The 21610-nt window shown below is 58.9% G+C and carries 22 protein-coding genes; 8 read left to right on the forward strand and 14 right to left on the reverse strand.

From position 1 onward, the window contains the following. Nucleotides 1-23: 23 nt before the first annotated feature. The 3 genes from HKN37_17790 to HKN37_17800 all read left to right on the forward strand — a co-directional run bounded on the left by HKN37_17790 (nucleotide 24) and on the right by HKN37_17800 (nucleotide 2999). Nucleotides 24-1292 carry an alkaline phosphatase family protein gene (locus HKN37_17790; GenBank protein NNE48509.1) on the forward strand — a complete coding sequence of 423 codons (1269 nt, stop codon included), beginning with the start codon at nucleotides 24-26 and terminating at the stop codon, nucleotides 1290-1292. Then, nucleotides 1280-2371 (forward strand): AI-2E family transporter, encoded by a 1092-nt coding sequence (locus HKN37_17795; GenBank protein ID NNE48510.1) that lies wholly within the window; start codon nucleotides 1280-1282, stop codon nucleotides 2369-2371. The genes HKN37_17790 and HKN37_17795 overlap by 13 nt, the downstream gene beginning before the upstream one ends. A 67-nt stretch (nucleotides 2372-2438) precedes the next feature. After that, nucleotides 2439-2999 carry a DinB family protein gene (locus tag HKN37_17800; protein ID NNE48511.1) on the forward strand — a complete coding sequence of 187 codons (561 nt, stop codon included), beginning with the start codon at nucleotides 2439-2441 and terminating at the stop codon, nucleotides 2997-2999. A 63-nt stretch (nucleotides 3000-3062) separates the two neighbouring features. Here the strand turns inward: HKN37_17800 and HKN37_17805 are convergent, their stop codons facing one another. The 3 genes from HKN37_17805 to HKN37_17815 all read right to left on the reverse strand — a co-directional run bounded on the left by HKN37_17805 (nucleotide 3063) and on the right by HKN37_17815 (nucleotide 7873). After that, nucleotides 3063-4121, reverse strand: a complete 1059-nt coding sequence (locus HKN37_17805) for an extracellular solute-binding protein (GenBank protein ID NNE48512.1) — start codon at nucleotides 4119-4121, stop codon at nucleotides 3063-3065. A 5-nt stretch (nucleotides 4122-4126) separates the two neighbouring features. Next, the gene (locus HKN37_17810) at nucleotides 4127-6454 is read right to left on the reverse strand and encodes a UvrD-helicase domain-containing protein (GenBank protein ID NNE48513.1); all 2328 of its coding nucleotides are present in this window, start codon (nucleotides 6452-6454) and stop codon (nucleotides 4127-4129) included. Between the two features lie 132 nt (nucleotides 6455-6586). Further along, the gene (locus HKN37_17815; protein NNE48514.1) at nucleotides 6587-7873 is read right to left on the reverse strand and encodes a hypothetical protein; all 1287 of its coding nucleotides are present in this window, start codon (nucleotides 7871-7873) and stop codon (nucleotides 6587-6589) included. A gap of 200 nt (nucleotides 7874-8073) precedes the next feature. On the opposite strand from HKN37_17815, the gene HKN37_17820 reads away from it, so the two are divergent. Beyond that, nucleotides 8074-9690 carry a NupC/NupG family nucleoside CNT transporter gene (locus HKN37_17820; protein ID NNE48515.1) on the forward strand — a complete coding sequence of 539 codons (1617 nt, stop codon included), beginning with the start codon at nucleotides 8074-8076 and terminating at the stop codon, nucleotides 9688-9690. A gap of 12 nt (nucleotides 9691-9702) precedes the next feature. Here the strand turns inward: HKN37_17820 and HKN37_17825 are convergent, their stop codons facing one another. The 6 genes from HKN37_17825 to HKN37_17850 all read right to left on the reverse strand — a co-directional run bounded on the left by HKN37_17825 (nucleotide 9703) and on the right by HKN37_17850 (nucleotide 15123). Then, nucleotides 9703-10434, reverse strand: a complete 732-nt coding sequence (locus HKN37_17825; GenBank protein ID NNE48516.1) for an energy transducer TonB — start codon at nucleotides 10432-10434, stop codon at nucleotides 9703-9705. A 49-nt stretch (nucleotides 10435-10483) separates the two neighbouring features. Next, on the reverse strand, nucleotides 10484-10996 hold the full coding sequence (locus HKN37_17830) for a hypothetical protein (protein ID NNE48517.1): 513 nt from the start codon (nucleotides 10994-10996) through the stop codon (nucleotides 10484-10486). 46 nt (nucleotides 10997-11042) lie between these two features. Beyond that, on the reverse strand, nucleotides 11043-12440 hold the full coding sequence (locus HKN37_17835; protein ID NNE48518.1) for a nodulation protein NfeD: 1398 nt from the start codon (nucleotides 12438-12440) through the stop codon (nucleotides 11043-11045). A 169-nt stretch (nucleotides 12441-12609) separates the two neighbouring features. Continuing rightward, complete coding sequence (locus HKN37_17840; protein NNE48519.1) at nucleotides 12610-13428, reverse strand: L,D-transpeptidase; 819 nt, start codon at nucleotides 13426-13428, stop codon at nucleotides 12610-12612. A gap of 56 nt (nucleotides 13429-13484) precedes the next feature. Continuing rightward, nucleotides 13485-14270, reverse strand: a complete 786-nt coding sequence (locus HKN37_17845) for an HAD family phosphatase (protein ID NNE48520.1) — start codon at nucleotides 14268-14270, stop codon at nucleotides 13485-13487. Between the two features lie 22 nt (nucleotides 14271-14292). Beyond that, on the reverse strand, nucleotides 14293-15123 hold the full coding sequence (locus tag HKN37_17850) for an SDR family oxidoreductase (protein ID NNE48521.1): 831 nt from the start codon (nucleotides 15121-15123) through the stop codon (nucleotides 14293-14295). A gap of 166 nt (nucleotides 15124-15289) precedes the next feature. Between HKN37_17850 and HKN37_17855 the strand changes: the two genes are divergently transcribed. Beyond that, a complete protein-coding gene (locus HKN37_17855; protein NNE48522.1) occupies nucleotides 15290-16024 on the forward strand; it encodes a hypothetical protein in 735 nt (244 codons plus the stop codon). Here the strand turns inward: HKN37_17855 and HKN37_17860 are convergent. Further along, complete coding sequence (locus HKN37_17860) at nucleotides 16021-16830, reverse strand: inositol monophosphatase (protein ID NNE48523.1); 810 nt, start codon at nucleotides 16828-16830, stop codon at nucleotides 16021-16023. The genes HKN37_17855 and HKN37_17860 overlap by 4 nt on opposite strands. A gap of 66 nt (nucleotides 16831-16896) precedes the next feature. After that, nucleotides 16897-17328, reverse strand: a complete 432-nt coding sequence (locus HKN37_17865; GenBank protein ID NNE48524.1) for a hypothetical protein — start codon at nucleotides 17326-17328, stop codon at nucleotides 16897-16899. Nucleotides 17329-17594: 266 nt separating this feature from the next. Between HKN37_17865 and HKN37_17870 the strand changes: the two genes are divergently transcribed. After that, the gene (locus HKN37_17870) at nucleotides 17595-18380 is read left to right on the forward strand and encodes a hypothetical protein (GenBank protein ID NNE48525.1); all 786 of its coding nucleotides are present in this window, start codon (nucleotides 17595-17597) and stop codon (nucleotides 18378-18380) included. Here HKN37_17870 and HKN37_17875 read toward each other — a convergent pair. After that, nucleotides 18377-19048, reverse strand: coding sequence for a hypothetical protein (locus tag HKN37_17875; protein ID NNE48526.1), 672 nt, complete (start codon nucleotides 19046-19048; stop codon nucleotides 18377-18379). The genes HKN37_17870 and HKN37_17875 overlap by 4 nt on opposite strands. 56 nt (nucleotides 19049-19104) lie before the next feature. Between HKN37_17875 and HKN37_17880 the strand changes: the two genes are divergently transcribed. Then, nucleotides 19105-19950, forward strand: a complete 846-nt coding sequence (locus HKN37_17880) for a biotin--[acetyl-CoA-carboxylase] ligase (protein NNE48527.1) — start codon at nucleotides 19105-19107, stop codon at nucleotides 19948-19950. After that, nucleotides 19947-20720, forward strand: coding sequence for a type III pantothenate kinase (locus tag HKN37_17885; protein NNE48528.1), 774 nt, complete (start codon nucleotides 19947-19949; stop codon nucleotides 20718-20720). Before HKN37_17880 ends, HKN37_17885 begins: the two co-directional genes overlap by 4 nt. Here the strand turns inward: HKN37_17885 and udk are convergent. Together udk and HKN37_17895 are read right to left on the reverse strand one after the other, a co-directional pair. Further along, the gene (gene udk / locus HKN37_17890) at nucleotides 20717-21367 is read right to left on the reverse strand and encodes a uridine kinase (GenBank protein ID NNE48529.1); all 651 of its coding nucleotides are present in this window, start codon (nucleotides 21365-21367) and stop codon (nucleotides 20717-20719) included. The two genes, HKN37_17885 and udk, sit on opposite strands and share 4 nt — an antisense overlap. A gap of 33 nt (nucleotides 21368-21400) precedes the next feature. Next, the coding region (locus tag HKN37_17895) for a hypothetical protein (GenBank protein ID NNE48530.1) at nucleotides 21401-21610 on the reverse strand (210 nt) is incomplete at its 5' end.

Consider the following 21610-nt stretch of genomic DNA (forward strand, 5'->3'; position numbering starts at 1 on the left):
GACGCACTGCGAGTGTCCTCCCGATGCTCCTGGTGTTGCTCGCGACGATTCTTGCCGGCTGTTCGGGACTATCGCGAACCGGGGACTCCCGCGAAACCGGGCCCAGCGACCCCGGCACCGTCTTGTTGATCTCACTCGATGGATTCCGGTGGGACTACATCGAACGCTACGCACCTCGGAATCTGACGGCGCTGGCCCAAACGGGCGTTCGGGCCAAAGCGCTGATTCCCGTCTTCCCCACCAAGACGTTTCCGAACCATTATTCCATTGTCACCGGACTGTATCCGGCCGAGCACGGAATTATCTCGAATAACATGTACGACCCCGATCGAGATGCGTGGTTCAGCATGCGAGATCGGGAGGCTGTGAGCCATCCGGCATGGTGGGGTGGGGAGCCCATCTGGGTGACTGCGGAGAAGCAGGGTTTGATTACGGCGACGTATTTCTGGCCCGGATCGGAGGGTCCCATCGACGGAATCCAGCCGACCTACTGGAAGGAGTTCGATGATACGATACCCGGTAACGATCGAGTCTCAGAAGTGCTTGGGTGGCTTGATTTGCCAGAAGAGCAAAGACCTTCGTTTGTCTCTATGTACTTCAGTGACGTCGACATCGCGGGGCATGACTTTGGTCCTGACGACCCGCGTACCGGGGAGGTCATCGCTCGGGTCGACGGCTACCTCGGTGACCTCCTTGACGGGCTTCGAGAGCGCAATCTGCTGGAGTCCACGAATATTCTCGTTGTCTCCGATCACGGTATCGCAAGTCGCAGTCCGGATCGCGTCGTTTTTCTCGACGATTACCTCGAGCAGGACGATGCAGCGGTCGTTGACTGGTCGCCTGTACTCGCCCTGTGGCCGAAGGATCTGGATGTGGATAGTCTGTACGCGAGGCTTCATGGAGTGCACGAGCATCTGCAGATCTATCGTCGAACCGAGATACCGGAGCGATTCAGGTTCTCGGGCAATGCCCGCATCGCGCCGATCATCGGCATCGCGGATGAGGGATGGTCGATCGGCCGTCGGAGTCGTTTCGAATCGCAATGGTATTCGGGAGGAACGCATGGCTATGACAACGAATTGCGCTCCATGCACGGTATCTTGATAGCCCACGGACCGGAATTCGGCTCACGCGTCGAGCTGCCGGCCATCGAATGCATTCACTTGTATGAACTGATGGCCGATATCATAGGAGTCACACCCGCCCCGAACAGCGGTTCGGTCGAGGCCACTGCATCCATGCGAAACATAACAAGAGACAGAAAAGCGACTCCCTCAACATGGACGAATTAGTCAACATCGACGACCAGGACGTGAAGGTCTTTGGCGGCGTGACCGCGTCGAAGCTCATGCTCGTGCTCCTGTTCATCGTGGTTGTGTTCGTGGTCGGGGTCATTCTGAACGAACTCCGGACGGTGCTCCTACCGTTCGCCATTGCGCTGCTGCTGTCCAACATCTTCAAGCCGATCGTCACGTATCTCAAGGGCAAACGCGTACCCACCGTGATTGCGTTGTTCGTTGTGCTGCTGTCATTCGCTGTTCTTCTGTTTCTCCTGTCGCTAATTCTGTATTCAAGCATTGAGACGTTCACGCAGGAGCTGCCGAAGTACCAGGGCCGGGTAACGCGATCGATTCAGTCGCTCAATCTGTCGATTCAGGAATTGGCCGCCCGGTTCGATGTGACATTAGAGGGATTCTGGTGGCGAAATGCGATCCAGCTGTCATCTATTACGTCGGCCATCACGAGCGGAATCGGTTCGTTCATAACGCTGGCGAGCTATACGTTTCTGATCATCCTTTTCATGCTGTTCATTCTCGCTGAGAGCGGCCAGTTCTCATCGCGTGTTCGCAAGGCGTTCCCGAGTGATCAGGCGACGCACATCGCAGCGATTCTGGGCAACATTGACGACCAGGTGCGCCAGTATCTGCTCACCAAATCCATGATTAGCGCGGGGACAGGCGTGCTCACCTCTCTAATCCTCTGGGCCCTCGGCGTTGACTTCGCATTGCTGTGGGGCTTTCTGGCTTTCTTGCTGAACTTTATCCCGAACATCGGTTCGGTGATCTCGACCCTCCTGCCCTTCTTCCTTTCGTTGCTTCAGTTCGAGACACTCACGATTCCCGTTCTCGTCCTTGTGCTGCTGGGTATCGTACAGATATCCATGGGCAATGTCGTGGAGCCTAATGTGATGGCTTTCAGCCTCAATCTCAGTGCCCTGGTCATCCTGATTTCGCTCATCTTCTGGGGCTGGCTCTGGGGTATCTGGGGCATGATCCTCGCCGTGCCGTTTACGGCGACTCTGAAGATCGTCTTTGAGAATATCGAACCGCTCCGCCCGATATCCGTGCTCATGAGCGGCGCCGAGACCTGAGTGCGTTGCGCCGAAGTCGTCCGCATCGTTACTTGGCGGGAATCCAATCGAACTATCAAGCAGCCCCATGGATAATCCCGACATCCGCAACGCCGAGATGCCTCACTTCAGCGTTCGGCCCGAGGAAGACGAGTACCCCTCCTACTACGAGCCGTACATCAAGCTGGTGCCCGAGACGAACGTCGTTAACTACATGATCCAGCAGCTGGCATCGTTGACGCATCTCCTTCAATCTGTCGGCGAGAGTGATGCGGGCTTCCGATACGCGGAGGGCAAGTGGAGTATCAAGGAACTGGTGGGCCACCTGTGTGATTCGGAGCGCATCTTTGGGTACAGAGCTCTTCGATTTGCACGTAATGACGAGACCGCGCTTCCGGAATATGACCACGACCGCTACGTGGAGACGGCTAACTTTGATCGCAGGATTCTACACAGCCTGTCGGAAGAGCTGTACAACTTGCGTAAGGCGAACATCCGCTTGTTCAGAAGCTTCACGGCCGAAGAACTTTCAAGATGGGGAACAGCGAGCGGCGGCAAGTTCACCGTCCGGTCCATCATGTTCATCACTGCGGGGCACACGGCACACCATATGGACGTGCTGAAGGACAAATATCTCGGCGAGCTCTGACGGTTTCGTTTCGGCGGCGTGCCGACCTTCAGCCGTCCGGTGGCCGATACGGGGCGACAGGAGCTACGAGCCGACTTCAGCCAGATACTCCGAGCCACGACCTTTGATGTTCTCGTCCCAGAACTGCATCCATGTCGGACCCTCCGTCGCAAGGCGCTCCCAGTCGAGTTTCATCGGGTTCACGTTCAAGCCCGCTACCCAGGCGGGTAGTCGCGACGCAGGGACGTCGGTGCGTACCGGAATCCGATAGAACGCTTCGGCCTGGTGCACCAGTGCACTGTCGGACGTGACGAACTCGTAGAAGAGTTGCGCGGCCTCTATGTTGGGCCCTTTGTGAACCAGTGCGATCCCGTCTACGAGAACGGGAGTACCGTGCTCCGGGATGACAAAGGCGAAGGGATATCCGTTTACGTCGGCCTGCAGGAAGATGTCCGGCAGATTCCAGACGGTCACATCGCCTTCTCCACGCGCGAGTTTGAGATAGAGCTGGGTTGGATCGGCTGTGTATGTCTTTACATTGCGATCCAATTTTGCCAGCCAGCGATAGCCGTCTTCGACCGTCGGTTGACGGAGGATCATGGCGCCGAAGATGGTACGCATGGTACTGGACGCCAGCGGATACCGCAGCAGCACACGGCCCCGCCATTTTTCGGCAAGCAGTTCGTCCCAGCCCCGGGGACTTCGAGCCGAGTCGAGAGCAACGCTGTTGTACGCGATCACTTCGGGCGTGAAGAACGTGCCATACCAGAGGTCGGACGGACCACGAGCGTCTGATAACACGGAACTCGCCCACGACGGTCGGTATGGCGCGAGCAATCCCTCTCGAGCGGCCCTGTCGAACGCCATGCCCGCCCCGCCCCACCACACGCTGGCCTGGGGATTTGCAGATTCCGTCCGAATCCTGTCTTCCGCGTTCTGTCCGCCCATATCGATCCACTGAACATCGATGGCCGGATACGCCTCTTCGAAGGCTGCCTCGTAATGCGACAGCATCTCCTTCCCGTGTGGCGAATACACGACGAGGGGCGCCCGTGAATCGGCCGGACCGCAGCTCACCACGACGCCGGCGGTCGTGACGGCCGCCACAAGACAAACGAATGTGGGCACGGGCCGTTTTCGCATGAGCGTTACTCTATGAGTCGGAGGCGTGCAAATCGCAGGACGAGTTTCTTCTGTCCTACTTCAGGGAAAAAGACCGTCGCCTTGGCCTGGAGACCGGCGCCATCGAGAGCAAGAACCTTCCCTTCGCCGAACACTTCGTGCTCCACCGTTACTCCCGGGACGATACTTCCGCCCTCGCCTTCGTCGTACACCACTTTCCTGTCGTCCGATTGCGTCCGCGACGACTTCTTCGACGAGCGCGCACCATCGCCGCGAAGATTTCGGCGGTAGTAGTGTGGGTCAACGTCGTCGTACTCGATGCGACCAGACGAGCGGCCCGCGAATCGGTCCGTCCGCCCCTTGAATTCTACTCCAGCCTCGGTACGAACGAGTCCGTCATCAATCTCATCAAGGAATCGACTCCGAATGCTGGATTGCTGATCGCCGAATCGGTAGCGGCTTCGAGCATACGACAGAAACACGCGTTTCTCGGCGCGTGTGACGCCCACATAAAACAGTCGGCGTTCTTCTTCCAGGTCTTTGCGCTCCTCGGACATCCGCGCGAGAGGAAAGAGGCCCTCTTCGAGGCCCGTAATGAAGACGACCGGATATTCGAGTCCCTTGGAAGCGTGAAGCGTCATGAGGGTTACGACGTCGCCGGACGACGTATCGAGATCAGCATCGGTGACGAGCGATACTTCCTGGAGGAATGTGCTCAGCGAACCGGACTCCGGGTTGTTCGAAACGAACTCAGCGACCGCACTGACCAATTCCTGGACATTCTCCCAGCGGATCAGGTTCTCGGTCGTATGCTCCCGTTTGAGTTCATCAAGGAGACCTGAGGCACGAATCACGTCACCCGCAAGTTCGTCGGCTGGAACGCTTTCCATCCGTTCCGCAAAACCCGATATCATGGAGGCAAAGCGTTGCACCGCATTGACGGCCCGCCCGCCAAGCCCGATCTCCCCCACCCGCTCAACGGCCTGCCACACGGTGAGGTCGTGAGCGATCGCAAAGTCGACGATTCGCTCGACGCTCTTCTGACCAATACCGCGGGTCGGGAAATTGATCACACGCCGGAGGCTCGCCGTATCGTTCGGATTGACGACAAGACGCAGGTACGCGAGGACGTCCTTGATCTCCTTCCGTTGATAGAACGACAGGCCGCCGAACACGCGGTACGGGATGCCTCCGCGGCGCAACGCGTCTTCGATCGAACGGCTCTGTGCATTCGTCCGGTAGAGCGCGGCAAACTCGCGGTAGCGAATTCCGCGAACGTAGAGATCGCGGATGTGGCGTTCGATCTTCTGTGCCTCGTCCCTCTCGGAGATCGCCTCCATCAGGATAACGTCGTGGCCCTCTTCGTTTTCGGTCCACAGCGACTTCTCCAGTCGGTCCTCGTTGTGCTTGATGATCGAGTCGGCGAGTCGAAGGATTTTCTGTGTCGAGCGATAGTTCTGCTCGAGGCGCAGAACAAGGGCGTCCTTGTAGTCGCGCTGGAACGAGAGAATGTTGGTGATGTCCGCTCCGCGAAAAGCGTAGATACTCTGGGAGTCATCGCCAACAGCGCAGATATTCCGGTGCTGAGCGGCGAGGAGTTGTGCAAGCTGATACTGCGCTTGATTGGTATCCTGGTACTCGTCGATATAGATGTACTGCCAGCGCGACTGATACTTGTCGAGCGTCTCCGGCGCCTTGCGGAAGAGATCGAGCGGTTTGAGGAGAAGGTCGTCAAAGTCGAGGGCATTAGACCGACGCAGCGTTTCCTGATACGGTTGAAACAGTTGCGCCGCCTTGTCCTGGATCAGGGTCGATGCTGTGCGTGCATATTCCGCCGGGGAAATCATGCTCGTCTTGGCCGCCGAGATCAGGGATCGCATCGCTCGCGCCGAGAACTGCCGGGAGTCGATGTTATACTGCTCCATCAGGCCACGGAGTACGCGTTCCTGGTCGTCCGAATCATAGATGCTGTAGTCGGAGGTGTAGCCGATCTTGTCGGCTTCGACGCGCAGGAGGCGGGCGAAGATGGAGTGGAACGTGCCCATCCAGATGCCACGGGCTTCATCGCCGGCGAGATCTTCGATTCGCCGCTTCATTTCGCGAGCCGCCTTGTTCGTAAACGTCAGGGCGAGGATTTGCCACGGCTGCGCTTTTCCGGACGCGAGGAGATACGCAACCTTGTGCGTCAGGACGCGGGTTTTCCCCGAACCGGGCCCGGCCACGATCAGCGCCGGGCCGTCCGTCGCTGCCACGGCCGACCGCTGCGCCTCGTTGAGGGCGTCCAGGATCTGGCTCGCTGCCTGGGCGTCGGCAGTCGCGGTCACAGGATCCGTCGTCAACTGGAATTCTCGCATTTGGCGCAGCTAGCGTTCTCTCGGGTCGTCCAGGCTATCTGACCACAGACGAGCTTCCTTTCCGGGCGTAAGTGTTAGTGGGATTGATAAGATACGGAATGATGACAGCCCCACGGGTCCCGTGTCGCGACCCTACCGCGCCGTCGGGACAGGTCGCCAATTCAGTCGCCGCAGTTCATTGACCGACGGCCTGTCCTTCGCGAGCGCGCCCGATCGGATATCGTCTATCCAGAACTTCCCCAGAAGGATAAATACAGGCGCACATGCCCCGTGTGACCCAAAATCACCCGTCGATAGGTCAACGACAGACTCGGGAACTCCCCGCTGCCGAAAAGACGCGATCGCCGTCTCTGCGTTTTCGACGGGAATCAGATCATCGTTCACACAGTGATAAATGCGGGTACGCGTGGTGGGACTCCAGCCAAGCAGATCGTTTTCCACCAATCGATCACGCCATGGGAACGGAGTCGTCGCGTCGAACGCCGCGACGAATTCCGGAGCGAGAATCGCACTGGGAACGTCGGGCAGATTGTTGTCGATCTCGCCGCCCGTGTGGGTGCCGTCGAAAAGAGGAGGCAGAATATTGTCGTACGGATTTGCGAACACCCTCGAAAGATCATCTTCCAACCCGTATACGTCGTTGTACGCCAGCAACGTGTACGGCAGAAAGTGTGGTGCCGGATAGGAGGCGTCCGATCTGAACAGGTCGACCATGGAGCCCGACAGATCCCACGGCGCAGCCATAGGAGCACTGCCTGCCAGACGAAACTCGTCGGCGTGTTCTCGTTCGATGAGTTGCTGGGCGGCTGCCGTTGCATAACCGCCTTCTGAATATCCCAGCAGAAAGACGCGGTCTTCGAGATCAATCCCCTCGCGTGCAGCGAAGTGGCGTGCTGCGCGGAGCGCATCGACAACCGCGGTCCCCAGCGATGGCGCATGCACAAACGGATGCAGGCCCGGAGAGAGACCAAGTCCCAGGTAGTCGGGCATCACGGCCATGTAGCCGTCCGTTGCAAATGCGACGGCAACCAGCGCCTCGGCATTCTCGCTGCCCTCGATCGAGGGCGCCCCGTCCTTCTTGACGATGGTTCCGTGCTGATAGCTGACCAGCGTTACACCGTCCGTGATTGATACAGGTACGGCAAGCAGAGCGCTCGCCTCAGTCAGTTCGCCCTGCGCATCGACTGTCCGATATACGATCCGCTTGAGATCAACGGCACTTCGGACTCCGATGGGAAGCTCGTAGGAGAGGATGCGAGCCTCCGAGACAATCTCCACCGAGCGGATGGCAAGCAGGGCGCCGCGATCATTATCGTCGAAATCAGCGATGAACGCATCGTCCGAGCACCCGGCACCGATCATACCGAAGATCAGAGCGCCCAGAAGGTGAATACCGCGCCAGTGGCAGCGTGCGAGCATGGTGGTTTCCGCAGTAAAATCTGATAAATCGAGTGGCTCGTGTTCCTGTTCCCCCGGGCAATCTGTATTGGTGACGAGTTCACGGTGAGCCGCACAAGAGCCCGTCAACTGATATGGGCGTTGTATATTCCCGCCGCTGCCAGTCCAGCACCCGACCCCATATCCGGAGTCGCCATGTTTCACACGCTCGGTGATGGTTCATGAATATTGTCAGTCTGTTCGGTCTTCTTGCTCTTCTGGGGATTGGCTGGGCGATGTCGTATCACCGAAAAGAAGTAAAACTCCGACCTATTGCCTGGGGACTGGGCCTCCAGTTCGTTCTGGCCCTCATCATTCTCCGACAGGATATCTGGAGCTTTATCGGAATGGTCGCGCTCGGGCTGCTCATTGTTACGTATCAGATGCATGACCGGCAGGAAGATCAGCCTACGCTGGTGCTGGCTGCGATCGTCGGCGCGTTTCTGGGTCTTGGCGGGCTGTTGTACTACGTGCCGGTTTCCGTGCTTGGACCCGCATGGTTGATCCTCATCGTGATCGCTCTGGTGAACGCCCGCTTCGGATTTCTCGGCGCGGCGCGGCGTTACGTGGCCGCGCTGTTGATCGTATCCGGGATTTCGTGGCTGGTAGCCAGCGGACTGCATGGCCAGGCCATCTTTCAGTCCTTCAGCGTGAAGGTGGGCGAATTCCTGAACCTCTCTGATTACGGGGCCAACTTTCTGTTCGGCAATCTTGCTGATCCGCAGTACTACTTCCCAGGGCCCGACGGCGGCTGGCCTGGATTTGGATATCTGTTTGCCTTCAAAGTGCTGCCGACCATCATCTTCTTTGGTGGCTTCATGGGTGTCCTGTATTACCTCGGCGTCATGCAGAAGCTGATCGATTCGCTCAGCCGCTTTATGCGATGGACGATTGGTACCAGTGGCGCAGAGACCCTCTCATGCAGTGCGAATATCTTCGTGGGGCAGACGGAGGCCCCGCTGCTCATCCGGCCGTTCTTCGAGAAGATGACCAATTCGGAGCTCCTGACGATCATGGTGGGTGGCTTTGCCACAATTGCGGGTGGTGTGCTGGCGGGTTATATCGCCATGGGCGTACCCGCGGGGCACCTTGTGGCGGCTACGGTGATGTCGGCCCCGGCGGCGCTTGTTCTGGGAAAGATCATTTACCCTGAATTGGAGCACTCCGAGACCGCTGGCGATGTCACTCTGCCCGATGTCAAAGTGGGCGACAATGCCATCGAGGCCGCATCGAACGGGATTACGGATGGTCTCAAGCTGGCGGTCAATGTCGGTGCTATGCTGCTGGGCTTCATCGCGCTCATCGCGGTGATCGATGTGTTTCTGAATTTTGTGGACTCCATTGTTGACGGACGGTGGCTCGGAGGCGCTGCACGCGAGTATGCGGCGACAGCGATGTCGCCGATCGCCCAGGAATACGAGGGGATATTTCCTGGCTCGCTTCAGACATTTTTCGGGACCATACTGCGTCCTCTGGCCTGGCTGATGGGCGTTCCGTGGGAAGATGCGGATGAGGTCGGCAATCTTCTCGGCGTGAAATTGTCGCTCAACGAGTTTGTGTCGTTCGGCGCACTCGGCACCTACATCCAGTCCGGTGTCATCGGCGAGCGGGCCATCATCATCTCGACTTACGCCCTGTGCGGTTTCGCAAACTTCTCTTCGATCGGTATTCAGATCGGAGGCATCAGCGCGCTGGCTCCGTCACGTAAGCCGGATCTGGCAAAGGTCGGCCTGAAGGCCATGTTCGGCGGTGCGCTGGCATCGTGGACGACCGCGACCATCGCGGGGATGCTCCTGTAGTCGCGCAGGCGCCTACTGAGTCTGGAAGTTGACGTTGAAGCGGGCCCAAGAAGCAATGGGGTACGACTTCCCGATGCGAAGAAGATAGGCCGGTTGCCAGCGAACCTTAGTCGTGGCGACCATCGCAATGTCGTCGAGAACCGGGTGAACCGAGCCCAGTTTCTCAATTGCATCGGGTTCGCCCTTGTCGTTGATGTGTACCTGCAGCTCGACTCGCCCGCTCACCCCTGCTTTGCGAAGACTGTCAGGGTAATCGACAGGAATATCACGGCCGAGCGTGAATGTCGCACGGGGCTCCCTGAAATGTCGCGCAATCGTTCGATAGGCTTCCTTCTTGTATCGCTCCACCAGCTTGTCGGGCTCGTGGCTCAGGTCGGCGTCCTTCAGCTTTGGCACGACCAGTTTCTCGAACAAAGAGTCGACGACGGCCGGCTCATTCCGGATCAGGGCGATCAGGCTCAGCTTGACGGCGCGGGCGAGCTGCTTAAGCGCCACCGAACGCCGACGCGACAACTGCATGTCGGACGCATACGTCAGTTCGGCTCCCACGACCGACATGGACTCGAGGCTTTCCAGATTTCTGAACAAACCTGTTGTGTCGACGCCGACGAGAAACCACCGGTTGCCATCCGACATCCATCCATCCGGCGGACCGGGAGTGAACATATCACCGGGGCCGCATCCGGTAAGAGCGACGGTCAACAGTGCGACGGAGAGGGCTGCCGAGAGTGACGTGTTACGCATGGGACGGCGCAGTTTGAATAGATCCGACGGCCGCCAAGATAGCCGATACTCAGGATTCTGGCGTTGATTCGGCCTGAACCGGTTCCGAGGCCAGACGAACGAAATAGCGGCGGCGGTCCATCGCAACGACGCGCACCTGACTTCCCGCGGCGATAAACTCACCTTCGGTGGCGACCTCAAGGCGCACACCAGCGATCTCGACCACTCCGCCCGGCCGCAGGGGCGTCAGCGCCGTTCCGTTCTTGCCCAGAAATTGCCGCCTCTGTTCACGCTCGTCATCGACATCATCAGAGTTTCTGGTGAGCTCGGTCGTGAGCACGAATCGATCCCAGGCCCCCGACGCGTACAGGAACCAGAAGACCACGCCAATCGCGACAGCGCTGCCGGAGAGCGCCGCGAAACCGCCAACCCACCCGGACTCCGAAAATGCAAACCCGACCGCGACCACAATCATCACGAATCCAAGGATTCCGATCACGTTGAAACCCGGCACCAGATACACCTCAACCACGATCAGCAGGAGACCGATCAGGATGAGTGCGATGGGAATCATCAGGTCCACTTAAAGCGAGGTCTATCCGGGTAGGGCTCGGAGAATCGTGTACGGGTCAGGTGTTCGATGTTTCATCTGTGGCGGGCTTCACGCGGACTTCTATGCGGCCTCCGCCGACCCGCTTCACGACCACCGTCGAACCGGCAGGGACGAAGTCCGAAACGGACGTGACGTCAAATCGATCACCGCCAAATTCAGCCGTTCCCGACGGCCGCAGCGGTGTGATCGTGACCCCTACGCGACCCACCAGCTCGTCGTGCGCGTCAGCCGATGTGAATCCGGCGCTCCGGGACAACTGCGGAACGAGTACAAGTTGACCAAAACGATCCGATCGAGGCAGGTACTTCCCCATCGTAAACAAAAGCACGACGAAGAGCACCGATGTTGTGGCCAGGGTTGTAACGGCAGAGGTGAGCGCTTCTCCGGTCGGGAACTGGAATCCAACATTGGCAACCAGAGCCGCCAGCAACGACCCGAAGATCATCAGCACGCCACTGACTCCGGCGATTCCGAAACCCGGAGTGATGAACACCTCCACGAGCAGCAGACCGACGCCAAGCACAAATACGATGATTTCCCAACTCTCAACTAGTCCCATCATGTAGTGCGGTGCGAAGAACATTGCAGCGCCGAGTGCCGCCATCGTACCGGCAAAACCGACACCAGGTGTCTGGAGCTCAAAGTAGAGTCCGCCGAGCATCATGAGCATCAGGATCGACTGCATGATGGGCGATGCAAAGAACCGGAGCAGTTTCTCGACGCGACTCGCATGATGGTTTACGACGGCCGTTTCCAGCACGCCAACCGACTTGTAAAACTGACCCAGGTCGTCTACGCTCAGGTCGGCGACGAGCAGTTTGAGAGCTTCGGACGTCGAGAGTGTAAGCACCTTCCCGGCCTCTGAGATTCCGGCGACTTCGATGGTCTCATCGACCATGGCTTCGGCGATTTTCGGATCTCGGTTGTTCGCCTCAGCGGTCGCACGCATCAGCCCGCGCATGTAGCTCTGGTATTTGTCGGGTGCAGCCTCGCCACCGACGCCCTCCACCACCGTCGCCGCGCCGATCGACGATCCGGGTACCATCACGATATAGTCGCACGCGTACGAGATGAGCGCGCCGGCAGACGCAGCGTTCTTGTTGATGAAGCCCACCGTCGGCGGCTTCGCGTCGAGAATACGTTTTCGGATTTTGTCTGCCGCGTCGACGAGGCCGCCAAACGTGTCGATGTCAAAGACAATCAGCTCGGCACCGTCGGCCTCCGCATCACTCACCGCGCGATCCACATACCGCGCGAGTGCATTGTCGATCATGCCTTTCATCGGTACGACATAAACAGGGCCATCCCCGAACTCGGGCGGGAGGCGCGCGATGCCGGGGTCGTCCTGCGCCAGCGCACTGCCGGCCAGTGTGAGCAGAGCCAGTATGAATGTCAGGTTCCGTAGCATCGACATGGTGGTAGTTTTGGTGTACCTGTGCTACGCTGATTCAAGTCCCAGGATTCGATCAAGCGGATTCGGACAAGGTAGCGCACGATCGACTCTATCATACGATCCGCGATGAACGTGTACGAGGACCGGGCGTCGGAGCGGAAGTTGGCCGGGTGTTGCCGCTTTTGGAGTCCTACGACTCGATGAGCACCGGCGTGCCAATTCGAACGGTGTCCCACAGCGCATCGATCGCGTCGTTCTTGATAGCAACGCAACCACGGGTCCAGGTTGTTCGCGCACCGGTTCCTTCTCCGTGGATCTCAATCCAGCCACCCAGAGCCGTATCCATCGGAGGCGTCGTCCTTCGCTCTTCGGCTTGGAGAATCGATGCATACTGATGCTCGCTAATGAGCCCTCTGGACAACCCGTCACGCGCATCGTTGGCCGACGGATAGTTCAGCACAAACGCCTTGTAGAATCGACTCTGCGCATTCTTTGAAACGACAAAGTAGAGTCCCTCGGGTGTCCGCCAGTGGTCGGGCTCCACGCGGCTGCCACGGCGTTCCTTGTCAAGAAAGAAATTGTAGGCCATATCGGCCGGGATCGTGGCCTCGACGTCGGCACCGCGATGAATCCAGACGGTCTTGGACCGTTTGGAAATCCGTATCCAGAGGTTCGTCAACGCATCGCGGTTCACGAAACCGCGGGCGCCGTCCGACGATTTGACCTCAGCCCAACTGTGGGTGAATCTCAGCATGTCGACCGGCTCGCCTGCGTCGAGTTCGACGTAAGGCTGGGACGAATCTGGGGTCGCAAAGACGGTCGTCCTCTCGAGCGCGTAGTAGACGGCGTTTTCCTCGGGCGACGTCATCCAGTCTGGCGCCGCTCCACCGATAGCCGCCGACGTTCCCTCTGCGATCCAACCTTGCGGCTGCGGCCCCACATGCGTCTGCGCCATGAGCGCAGGCGATGCGACCACAAGAGACATCAGTATCAAACAGAGACTTCTCAAGATGTGAAACCGGTTGCGCGCTTGAAACATCCGCGCGTCGATCGCTCCTGACTGCGTCAGTTGGTCAGGTCGTTATGACTGGAACACCACCGATAGGCTTCCAGGACTCCATCAATTACCGCGCCATTTGTCGTGATGTGTGCGACATCTCTTGCCGCCTTTTTAGCGTTCGATGGCGCAAACGACGATCCGACTATCTCCAACGCCGGAACATCCCCATTTGTGTCCCCGATGAATGCGATCTCCTCCAGAGAGATCCCCAGCGTGTCGGCGAGCCACTGGATTCCACTTGCCTTGTTCAATGAGAGCGGAATCACGTCTATCGAAATATCAGTATGTGCGACAAGAAGTTCTGGAAATTCTTCACCCACAAACTGTTCGACGCGGGGTACCGCACCGAGGACCTCGTCGACGATCGGTCCGGCGAGCGACGCCTGCGTTTTTTTTGCATGATCGATATCCATGGCCGTGCCCGGCATCACATCGGACTGCAACCATGACCGGATTTCAGCTATCTGGCGTTCCAGGCCGGCCGAGAATTGCGGATTCCACGACCAGCGCGACCGTACGGGATCAAACATCCCACCGCCCGCCTCGAATACGACGGGAGTCTCGAGCCTGAGCATCTGAGTTACAGCCTCGACATAGGGATAGGAACGTCCCGAGCACACACTCAAAGCCGGCCGACCGACGGGTTGCGAATCCACGCGAATCCCCTCGGCGAGGGTCGCGAGTTCATTCAGCAGATCAAGTCGAAAAGGACTGTACGGCTCGGAGAGGCAGCCGTCGATGTCGGAAACAAAGAGACGGATTGGCCGGTCGCTGTTGTTCCTCGTTCGCATGCCCGTGAACCTTCACCCTGCGCTAGCTCCGGCCGAGAGCATCTCCAATGAGATCGACAAACTCGTCCGAGATTCCCATGCTGCTGAAGCCTCCGTCGTGGAAGAGGTTCTGCATGGTCACCATGCGCGTCAGATCGCTGAGAAGAGTGACGGTGTAGTCTGCGCAGCTTGCAGCGTCGGCATTACCGAGCGGTGAAATCCGCTCCGCGAACTCGAACATCGCGTTGAAACTGTCGATGCCTGCGCCGGCCGTCGTACGGGTTGGACTCTGGGAGATCGTGTTGATACGGATGCCGCGTTTGCCCAGGCGATACCCGAACGAGCGCGCGATGCTCTCCAGCAGCGCCTTCGCATCACCCATCTCCGAGTACTTGGAAAAGATTCTCTGCGCGCCGAGATAGGTCAGTGCCACGATCGAGCCGTTGGCGCGCAGGGCGTCGGTCTTTATGGCATGATGCACGATACGGTGAAGACTTATGGCCGACACCTCGAGCGTCTTCTGATACCACTCGTAATTGAGATCCTCGTAGTCGCGATTCTTCCGAACGTTCATCCCCATTCCGATAGAATGGACGATGAAATCAACGCCACCGAAAAGCTCGGCGGTCTTCTTGAACAGGTCTTCGAGATCCTCATCGCTGGTCGCATCCGCCCAGATAACTTCCGCCTCGGTCTTTTCCGCAAGGACGTCGATACCGCCGAGCTTACGGGCGACCGGCGCATTGGAGAGAACGAACCGTCCACCCTCACGATACACCGATTCGGCGATTAACCATGCCAGACTGCTTTCATTGAGAGCACCGAAAATGACGCCGGTCTTCCCCTGCAATAGACTGTGACCCGGACTGCTCATAGGCTGGTTTCGCCCCTCGGGCGGAATTCATTCTTCGAAACGGCTTGCAAAGGTACCAAACGGCAGCGTGGCAGTCTACTTCAGGCGTGTCGCGCAGCGAACCAGGAGAGCGCCAAAGCACCGTTTTCGTCCGTTGTAAAGGGTAGAAAAGGCAATACCAGACTTCTTGACGAAAATCACTCTACATACCCCGAGGCGAGTACGGGACCAGCCCGAAAGACCGGCGATTTCCCGCCCGGACCGCCTGCCTGCTCTGGACGGTGCTACGGTCGGAGTAGTTCTCGCCAACATGGGTGCAGCCCAGCGGCGCCTGAATGACTACCTCATGCTGGCGCATGTGGCGGCAGGCCTGGCGCTGATGGCGTTCTGCGTGGACGATATCACGTATGGCGGACCCTCGCGCCCTGTCATCATCCCTGTACTCGGAGGATACGTGTCGGCGAGCGTCGTCTTCCATACGGTCCTCAGGGAGCGCAGTCCGGCCGTGCTCATGTGGATAAACGGCATGAGCGATGTAGTCTTACTCGTTGCTGCGCAGCATCTTGCGTTTGTCGGCTTTGGAAGCATGGGACCCGAACTGACGGGGGCGTTCCTGATTCTTGTCGTGAGCGCGCTGTACGGGCTTAGCGGACAGCCCCGATTGTCGACGGCAATCGGCGGCATCGCGATCGTCTTCTTCAGCCTTTCGTTGTTCGGACCGTCCTCGGGCGTTCAGGTTTTCGATCCGCGTTCGATCGCGGCCCTGCTGCTCGCGGGCGCTGCCGCCTTTGCAGGCATTCGCCTCGCACGGGTCATCGAAAAGAGCGAGATCTCAAACTCCATCCGGACCCTAGAGCGCATGGAGTTGGCCGTCACCATCCAGCGCCTGCGCAACACGTCGCGACAGGTCAGCCGGGGTTAGTCGACGACTGCGGCAAGCGGCTTCACGACGTCAATCATCTGGTCGTGGATTCTTCCGTTCGAACCCATAATCTGACGAGAGAATACCGGATCTCCCGTTCCCGAGAACTGCGTTACGCGGCCACCGGCCTCTCGAATCAGGAGGACGCCCGCAGCCACATCCCACGGCATGAGGCCGGTCTCGAAGAATCCGTCGAAGCGCCCTGCGGCGAGGTAGGCGAGATCGATGGCGGCGCTGCCGTGGCGTCGGACACCCTGACAGCCATACATGAACTTGCCTAGTACGTCGAGATACGCATCAAGATGATCTACCGCCCGATACGGAAATCCGGTTGATATCAAGCTGCCCGACAGATCGGGCGATGTGCTTACATGCATCGGCCGGCCGTCGAGAAAGGCTCCGGCTCCGCGGACAGCCGTGAAGGTCTCGCCACTGACAACCTCCAGGACCACGCCGACAACAACTTCGTCGTCTTCCGCCAGTGCGATGCTGACGGCATACGGAGGTACGCCGTGCGTGAAGTTGGTTGTCCCGTCGATCGGATCGATTATCCACCGACGCGAAGCCGCGGCTCGGGCCCCCTCGGTGTCCTCTTCTGCGAGAAAACCGTAGTCGGGAAACTGATCGGCCAGTTGCCGCATGATCAGCCGCTGCGACTGCTCGTCAATCTCCGTAACCAGATCGTGCCGTCCTTTCTCACGGATATCGTCGCGACTGACAACGCCCGCGTGCTCCCGAATGATCAGAGCCGCCGCCCGCGCGGCCCGAACGGCGGCATCGCGCTCGGGAGTGAAGGAGTTGTCCATACCGGCTTCGGCAGATTCCAGGTCGGTCAGCCGCCGTCCAACGGCGACCAGACGTGCCGGCGCTATCTACACCCTATAGTCGTCCGACCTCCAGTTCGCGATCAACTTCTTGATGTCACCCTCACCAAGCTGCTCCTGAACGGCCTTTTCCGCCAGTGCGTCGTATTCGTCGTCCGACGCGAAACGCAGTCCGATGATCTGGCGAACAGTCAGTCGCGGATCCAGCAACTTGCCCGTACGCACGTAGCATCTCAGATTCTCTTCCGCCTTGATCGCCCTGTCCTGCGCCTTGAGGGGAAAGGCTCGCACGTAGAAGAAGACCAGTACGAGCGCAGCTGCAACGGCGAGAAGCAGTGTGGCACTATAGAAGCTGGCAGTTCCCGACGACTTAACGACGTTGACGACCGATCCGATCAGGATCGCAAGCACCAGGAGTGCCAGAAAGAAATGATAGAGGGGCACCCACTTGCGGTGGCTCGCGTAACCCTGCTGGCTCATGACAGACTCCGATTTGTGCAGATGGCCGATTTGATCAATGATCGTGTCGGGCAAGATAGTTAAGTTCGAAGGAGTTGGGCTACCGCATTGCGGATCGACAGCGACAAATATGCATCGCACCGAATCCTGATGCCCTCAGACCAATTCCACGTTTCGACAGCATTAGAATCCGCAACTGTCGGTCGGGAGACCGCAACGTAACACATGCAGAAGACGATATGTACCACGGCCAGGCGAAAACGATTACTCGGATAGCGAGAGTCACGATGGTATCTGGAGCAGCGATCGTCATGACTCTCGTCATGATGATTTCGGCGGGATGCCGAGCGGACAGACCAGGCCGTCCCACCCCCGAGTCTGATTTCACGCGCGAAACCGCTGTCTTTGCTACCGTTGCGTCGTTGGACTACGGCGCCGCCGCCGCGGCGTACGGGTCGCTCGATTCGCTGTTCTATCGACTGCGAACGACCACGACAGAGAGAGACGAAGCCGGACAGATGCTTGCGTCTGAGGCGCGGACGTTCGCGATGAGCCCGCAAGGAGGTATCCTCGAAGACATGTCCACGGAGGGTACACTGAGTACCGGCTTCATGACGTTCGCTACTTCCGGAGACTCCATTCCCGACCAGGGTCAGGACCTGGCTGAACTGTGGGCGCCCGTCCAGCCGGCATTCGCATCTGTACGAAATCGCGAATACTACAGGTACTCTGGTGCGGCGGACACGATGCTGGCCGGCGAGTCGTGCGAAGTCTACCTGATTGAGGCCGTTGAAGACGCTCCTGCTGAAAAAATACCGATCCGGCGGGTGAGGCTGGTGGTAGCCCGGTCGGATTCAGCCGTAATCGGAATCGAGCTGAGCAGGCGGGACGACGCGCTCGTCTACGAAGAGAGTTCTACGGTCGAAGTGGTGCTGCTGCGTGGCGACATGGGCCGGTTCGTGCCTTTGAAGAGGAAGATCGACGTAACGGTTCGACCGCCTCTCCGCAGGACTCACCGCTTTACGACAACCCAGGAGTACGTGTACGATTTCGCTGATGAAGTGCCGGGCTAGTCGCCCGAAATCAGCATCGCACCAATGCCGGTCGAATCAAAGACCGGATCCTGCGACACATAGTCTGCCGAAAGTCGTCCCTCGTCGATTCCGCGACTAAGGATCTGGACAGCCGCGTCCTTCTTTCCATCCAGTGCCAGCGCACGGGCCAACTGGTAGTGAGCCTCGGGATTGGTGCCATCGAGCGCCACGGCAACGCGTGCGAGTGACTCTGACGTATCGAACTGACCGAGGAGCATGGCCTCGCGCGACAGGACGATGTGTTTGAGAGGATCCGCCTCGATGGTCGAGGATGCTTTCTGCAGGGCCTGCAGGGCGACGGTGGTGTCCCCTGCTGCACGAGCGGCCTGGCAGAGCACAAACTGAACTTCGCCGCTAACGGAATCCAGCTCCGCCGCGCGCCGGGCGTCACTGAGGGCGTCCGGATACCGTTTTAGCGCCAGCTGGACACGGGATCGGAGTACGTAGGCGTCTGTATCAGTCGGGGCCGCATCCAGAACCCGATCCAGGCGTGTCTTCGCTTCAAGCAAGCTGCCGCCTGACTTCAGGGCCGCCTTTGCACGATGAAACTCAAGATTCATCTCCGGAGACCGTATCGTCTGTCCGGATACCGTCAGCGGCACAAGCGTGCAGATAGCCGCAATGGATGCAATCCGGATAAACTTCATTTGAACTGACGGCTGCCTGAGGGAATCAACGTGGTGGACAGCGACGAGCATATATTATGCCCGGATCGGCAATCGGTTCAATAACGGACCGTTTTCGCACTTCATTTGAAGGCAACCCAGTGATCGCGTTCGAGACTACCATCGTTCATCTGCCAGAGACGACATCCACGAATGATGAGGCCCGGCGAATGGCCGAAGCCGGTGCAGCCGAAGGTACGGTGATCCGTGCGGACCATCAGACGTCAGGACGCGGCCGGTACGGACGCGAGTGGTTCGCTTCACCTGGCCAGAATGTCCTGCTGTCAATAATCCTCCGACCCGAGCTGCCCGCAGATCGCCTCGGACTTGTCACGCTGGCAGGGGCTGTTGCGGTCGCGAACACGATTCAGGATCTGACCGGCCTTCACGCTTCGATCAAGTGGCCCAACGACGTTCTGGTACACGATCGAAAGGTATCCGGAATGTTGCTGGAATCGACACAGTACGCGGGGGAAGAAACGGCGCAGGGCTTCGTGATAGTCGGTATCGGAGTGAACGTGAACCAGCAGGATTTTCCGCCGGATCTGGCGGCCCGCTCGACTTCGCTGATGCTGGAGATCGGACGGCGTGTCTCCTGCGACGAATTCGTCAACAGACTGATGACTCATTTCGCCCGCCATTATCTTTCCGTGAATGAAGATGATGGATCGATGCTTCGTGCGGCATTCGTGAAACGGATGACAGGACTGGGCGAGCCCATAACGCTTTACTTTCACGGGGGCTGGCCGCCGGTCGTCGGCCGGATGGAAGGCTTGTCGTCGGATGGCGGCCTGGAGCTTGAATTGAATGACGGACGTCGCCATACCTTTCATGCCGGCGAGGTAACCTCGGACGCGGGTCAGAACACTGACCGAACCTCATGATCTGTACACTGGACATCGGCAACAGTGCCGTCAAGTGCGGCCTGTTCGAAGCCGGCGAATTGACGAAGACGGTTCGCGAATCGAGTGCCGCTGATTCCGAAGCGGTGGCACGTCGTGTCGCCGATCTCGTCATGGATTCCGGAGCCACGCGCGTGGGGATTTCAAGTGTGGTCCCGGCTGTCAGCGACGCTATCGAGAAGGCACTGATGAGTAGTGGGCTCGCCGACGTCTTCAAGGTGCACCACCGATCGCGCCTTCCATTTGCACTTGCCTACGAGACCCCCTCTACCATGGGCGTTGATCGGATCGCGGCTGCCGCAGGAGCCTGCAGCCTGCCGGGTCTCAGCGCACACGACGATGCACCCATTGTTGTAGTTGACGCAGGGACAGCGACAACGATAGACGTCATTGCCGACGGGTCTCTGCTCGGGGGTCCGATCCTGCCCGGGCCTGAGTTGCTTCGTCGCGCCGTGCGCGCGGGCACAGCTCAGTTGCCGGAGGTCGAGCTGACGTGGCCCGAGCGGGTGATATCACGCTCGACGACCGAGGCGGTCGGCACCGGGATCATGCTCGGGTTTGTCGATGCGGTCCGTGGAGTGCTGCTACGCGTGATCGACGAGCTCGACACACAGCCGGAAATCGTAGTGACCGGTGGCTGGTCCGAACTGCTGATCGCAAAGGTCTCGCTGATCGGGCGGAACGACCCACACCTTGTGGTTCGCGGCGTCGCGTCGCTGATGAACCTGCAGCCCACCGCTGACGGGCGCTAGACCTGCTCGGCCTCTCCTTGATCGGCCGCCTTCAGCAGCGCATCTATTCGTGCCAGAACCATCTCGATCGCGACGCTGTTGTGCCCGCCGCGCGGGATGATAACATCTGCCCGCATCTTTGACGGCTCCACGAACTGGTTGTGCATGGGTCTGACGCTACGCTCGTACTGAGCGAGAATGGAATCGATTGAACGACCTCTCTCGACCATGTCGCGGCGAACACGGCGCATGAGCCTCACATCGGCTGCCGCGTCGACGAAGATGCGAATATCCATGAGTTCGAAGAGGCTGACTTCGGCCAGCACGAGAATCCCTTCCACGATCACGACGGGCCGTGGCTCGATGGGCGTCGTCTCCTCGGATCGCGTGTGCAGGTTGAAGTCGTAGATCGGCTTCTGCGCCGTTCCTCCGGCGAGCAACTCGTCGAGATGACGGCGCATCAGCGCTGTATCGAGTGCGTCCGGATGATCGAAGTTGACGCCTCTGCGCTCCTCCTCAGTGAGGTGCGTCAGGTCGTAGTAGTAGGAGTCGTGATCCAGGACGGCAATCTGACTGCTGCCGAAGGACTCAATGATGCGGTCGAGGACCGTCGACTTTCCCGATCCGGAGCCACCGGCGATTCCGATGACGACAGGTTTTCCCTTCATTTGGCCACCGGTGCTGAAAGCGATCAGTGCTTGCTAGCGTTTGACAAAGATCACCTGACGGATCTTCGTGGCTTCGTCGAATTGCTCGGAGTCTGCGTGGAACTTGTAGCCATTCGGATGCACCCAGGGCCGGACGAGCTCGAGATCCTCGACTGCTTCCCGGACGACGAAGTTTACAAACTGACCGGCAAGGGCGTTCTGATCCTGAAACGTTCGCTTGCCTTTTCTGACTCGCGCAAACCT

Source organism: Rhodothermales bacterium, assembly GCA_013002345.1.
Classification (GTDB): domain Bacteria; phylum Bacteroidota; class Rhodothermia; order Rhodothermales; family JABDKH01; genus JABDKH01.

What these genes read in the sequence shown, in the direction of transcription:
- HKN37_17790 (NNE48509.1), top strand. Translation starts at nt 24, where the DNA reads ATGCTCCTGGTGTTGCTCGCGACGATTCTTGCCGGCTGTTCGGGACTA.
- HKN37_17795 (NNE48510.1), top strand. Translation starts at nt 1,280, where the DNA reads ATGGACGAATTAGTCAACATCGACGACCAGGACGTGAAGGTCTTTGGC.
- HKN37_17800 (NNE48511.1), top strand. Translation starts at nt 2,439, where the DNA reads ATGGATAATCCCGACATCCGCAACGCCGAGATGCCTCACTTCAGCGTT.
- HKN37_17805 (NNE48512.1), bottom strand. Translation starts at nt 4,121, where the DNA reads ATGCGAAAACGGCCCGTGCCCACATTCGTTTGTCTTGTGGCGGCCGTC.
- HKN37_17810 (NNE48513.1), bottom strand. Translation starts at nt 6,454, where the DNA reads ATGCGAGAATTCCAGTTGACGACGGATCCTGTGACCGCGACTGCCGAC.
- HKN37_17815 (NNE48514.1), bottom strand. Translation starts at nt 7,873, where the DNA reads ATGCTCGCACGCTGCCACTGGCGCGGTATTCACCTTCTGGGCGCTCTG.
- HKN37_17820 (NNE48515.1), top strand. Translation starts at nt 8,074, where the DNA reads ATGAATATTGTCAGTCTGTTCGGTCTTCTTGCTCTTCTGGGGATTGGC.
- HKN37_17825 (NNE48516.1), bottom strand. Translation starts at nt 10,434, where the DNA reads ATGCGTAACACGTCACTCTCGGCAGCCCTCTCCGTCGCACTGTTGACC.
- HKN37_17835 (NNE48518.1), bottom strand. Translation starts at nt 12,440, where the DNA reads ATGTCGATGCTACGGAACCTGACATTCATACTGGCTCTGCTCACACTG.
- HKN37_17845 (NNE48520.1), bottom strand. Translation starts at nt 14,270, where the DNA reads ATGCGAACGAGGAACAACAGCGACCGGCCAATCCGTCTCTTTGTTTCC.
- HKN37_17850 (NNE48521.1), bottom strand. Translation starts at nt 15,123, where the DNA reads ATGAGCAGTCCGGGTCACAGTCTATTGCAGGGGAAGACCGGCGTCATT.
- HKN37_17860 (NNE48523.1), bottom strand. Translation starts at nt 16,830, where the DNA reads ATGGACAACTCCTTCACTCCCGAGCGCGATGCCGCCGTTCGGGCCGCG.
- HKN37_17865 (NNE48524.1), bottom strand. Translation starts at nt 17,328, where the DNA reads ATGAGCCAGCAGGGTTACGCGAGCCACCGCAAGTGGGTGCCCCTCTAT.
- HKN37_17870 (NNE48525.1), top strand. Translation starts at nt 17,595, where the DNA reads ATGGTATCTGGAGCAGCGATCGTCATGACTCTCGTCATGATGATTTCG.
- HKN37_17875 (NNE48526.1), bottom strand. Translation starts at nt 19,048, where the DNA reads ATGAAGTTTATCCGGATTGCATCCATTGCGGCTATCTGCACGCTTGTG.
- HKN37_17880 (NNE48527.1), top strand. Translation starts at nt 19,105, where the DNA reads ATGCCCGGATCGGCAATCGGTTCAATAACGGACCGTTTTCGCACTTCA.
- HKN37_17885 (NNE48528.1), top strand. Translation starts at nt 19,947, where the DNA reads ATGATCTGTACACTGGACATCGGCAACAGTGCCGTCAAGTGCGGCCTG.
- udk (NNE48529.1), bottom strand. Translation starts at nt 21,367, where the DNA reads ATGAAGGGAAAACCTGTCGTCATCGGAATCGCCGGTGGCTCCGGATCG.